The 2,944-nt window shown below is 53.5% G+C and carries 1 protein-coding gene; it reads right to left on the bottom strand.

Annotated features, from left to right (window positions below):
* On the bottom strand, nt 1–2,944 hold a 2,944-nt coding region (locus WN56_RS08700; protein WP_231637425.1), incomplete at both ends, for a VCBS domain-containing protein.

Here is a 2,944-nt window from a genome sequence, read left to right as displayed (position 1 = left end):
AGTATTCGCAAAGGTCGGATTGTCATCGCCATCGACATCACTGATCGAAATGGTGCCGGTTGCAGTTACTGCGGTATCGCCCACGTCACCTTCGGTCACTGAGCCAACAAAGCTACCGGTGACTTCAGATAAGTCATCGGTGCCGGTAATGGTGATGACAATATCTTGTTGCGTGTTATCGCTTGCGGTGAGCGTGATAGTGTCCGTCACTTGATCACCGGCATCTAAATCCTGCACGGCAGACTGATCGAGGGTGTAGGTCCAGTTGCCGCTCACCAGCTCTAGCGAGCCATAAGTCCCCGCTTCAGTGGTATCGGCAAAGGTCGGATTATCGCCGTCATCACCATCACTGATCGCAATGGTGCCGGTGGCAGTTACTGCGGTATCGCCCACGTCACCTTCGGTGACTGAGCCGGTAAAGCTTCCAGTGACTTCAGGTGCGTCATCCGTCCCCGTAATGGTGATAACAATATCTTGCTGTGTGTTATCGCTTGCAGTGAGGGTGATGGTGTCCGTCATTTGATCACCGGCATCTAAATCCTGCACTGAGCTCTGATCGAGGGTGTAGGTCCAGGTCTCACCGACTAGTTCCAGAGAGCCATAAGTCCCCGCTTCTGTAGTATTCGCAAAGGTCGGATTGTCATCGCCATCGACATCACTGATCGAAATGGTGCCGGTTGCAGTTACTGCGGTATCGCCCACGTCACCTTCGGTCACTGAGCCAACAAAGCTACCGGTGACTTCAGATAAGTCATCGGTGCCGGTAATGGTGATGACAATATCTTGTTGCGTGTTATCGCTTGCGGTGAGCGTGATAGTGTCCGTCACTTGATCACCGGCATCTAAATCCTGCACGGCAGACTGATCAAGGGTGTAGGTCCAAGCGCCATCTACTAGCTCTAACGAGCCGTAAGTGCCTGCCTGTGTGACGTCAGCAAACGTCGGATTGTCATCGCCATCGACATCACTGATCGCAATGGTGCCGGTGGCAGTGACAGGTGCATCACCTTCGTTGCCTTCGTTCACGGAACCAATAAACTCACCGGTGACTTCAGGTAGGTCCTCGCTACCGGTAATGGTGATGACAATATCTTGCTGTGTGTTATCGCTTGCAGTGAGGGTGATGGTGTCCGTCACGTGATCGCTGGCATCTAAATTCTGTACTGAGCTCTGATTTAGCGTGTAAGTCCAATTGCCGTTCACCAGCTCTAGCGAGCCATAGTTGCCTGCCTGTGTAACATCGGCAAAGGTTGGGTTATCGTCACTATCGACATCGCTGATCGCGATGGTGCCCGTCGCAGTCACCGCGGCATCGCCCACGTTGCCTTCGGTGACTGAACCAGTAAAGCTTCCAGTGACTTCAGGTGCATCATCTGTACCCTTAATGGTGATGACAATATTTTGTTGCGTGTTATCGCTTGCAGTGAGGGTGATGGTGTCGGTCACCTGATCACCGGCATCTAAATCCTGCACCGCAGACTGATCGAGGGTGTAGGTCCAAGCACCATCTACTAGCTCCAACGAGCCGTAAGTGCCTGCCTGTGTGACGTCGGCAAAGGTTGGCGCGTCGTCACTATCGACATCACTGATCGAAATGGTGCCGGTTGCAGTTACTGCGGTATCTCCCACGTCACCTTCGGTCACTGAACCAGTAAAGCTACCGGTGACTTCAGGTAAGTCGTCGGTGCCGGTAATGGTGATGACAATATCTTGTTGCGTGTTATCGCTTGCGGTGAGGGTGATGGTGTCGGTCACCTGATCACCAGCATCCAAGTTCTGTACGGCAGACTGATCGAGGGTGTAAGTCCAGTTGCCGTTCACCAGCTCTAGCGAGCCATAAGTCCCCGCTTCAGTGGTATCGGCAAACGTCGGATTGTCGTCGCTATCCACATCACTGATCGTAGTGGTGCCGGTTGCAGTCACCGCCGCATCGCCCACGTTGCCTTCGGTGACAGAACCAACAAAGCTACCGCTTACTTCAGGGGCATCATTCGTCCCCGTAATGGTGATAACAATATCTTGTTGCGTGTTATCGCTTGCAGTGAGGGTGATGGTGTCTGTCACCTCATCACCGGCATCTAAGTTCTGCACGGCAGATTGATCAAGCGTGTAAGTCCAGCTGCCGTTCACCAGGTCGAGTGAGCCATAGGTACCTGCCTGTGTGACGTCGGCAAAGGTTGGCGCGTCGTCGCCATCGACATCACTGATCGCAATGGTGCCACTTGCAGTGACCGCGGCATCGCCCACGTTGCCTTCGGTGACTGAGCCGGTAAAGTTACCGGTGACTTCAGGTAAGTCGTCGGTGCCGGTAATGGTGATAACAATATCTTGCTGTGTGTTATCGCTTGCGGTGAGGGTGATGGTGTCTGTCACCTGATCACCGCCATCTAAATCCTGCACGGCAGACTGATCGAGGGTGTAGGTCCAGTTGCCGCTCACCAGCTCTAGCGAGCCATAGGTTCCGGTCTCTGTAGTATTGGCAAAGGTGGGATTATCGTCGCCATCAACGTCACTGATCGCAATGGTGCCGGTGGCAGTGACCGCATCGCCTTCGTTGCCTTCGGTGACTGAGCCAACAAACTCACCACTTACTTCAGGGGCATCGTCGGTCCCCGTAATGGTGATGACAATATCTTGTTGCGTGTTATCGCTTGCGGTGAGCGTGATAGTGTCTGTCACCTCATCACCGGCATCCAAGTTCTGCACCGCAGACTGATCGAGGGTGTAGATCCAGTTGCCGTTAACTAGGTCTAGCGAGCCATAGGTACCGGTCTCTGCAGTATTGGCAAAGGTGGGATTATCGTCGCCATCAACGTCACTGATTGAAAGTGTGCCACTTGCAGTCACAGGCGCATCGCCCACATTGCCCTCGGTCACGGAACCGATAAAGCTACCGGTCACTTCTGGCGTATCCTCACTACCAGTAATGGTGATGACAATAGCT

It is taken from the genome of Salinivibrio sp. KP-1 (genome assembly GCF_000968645.1).
GTDB lineage: Bacteria > Pseudomonadota > Gammaproteobacteria > Enterobacterales > Vibrionaceae > Salinivibrio > Salinivibrio siamensis.
The sequence above is the reverse complement of the archived record's forward strand: the minus strand, read 5'-3'. Positions and strand labels throughout refer to the sequence as shown.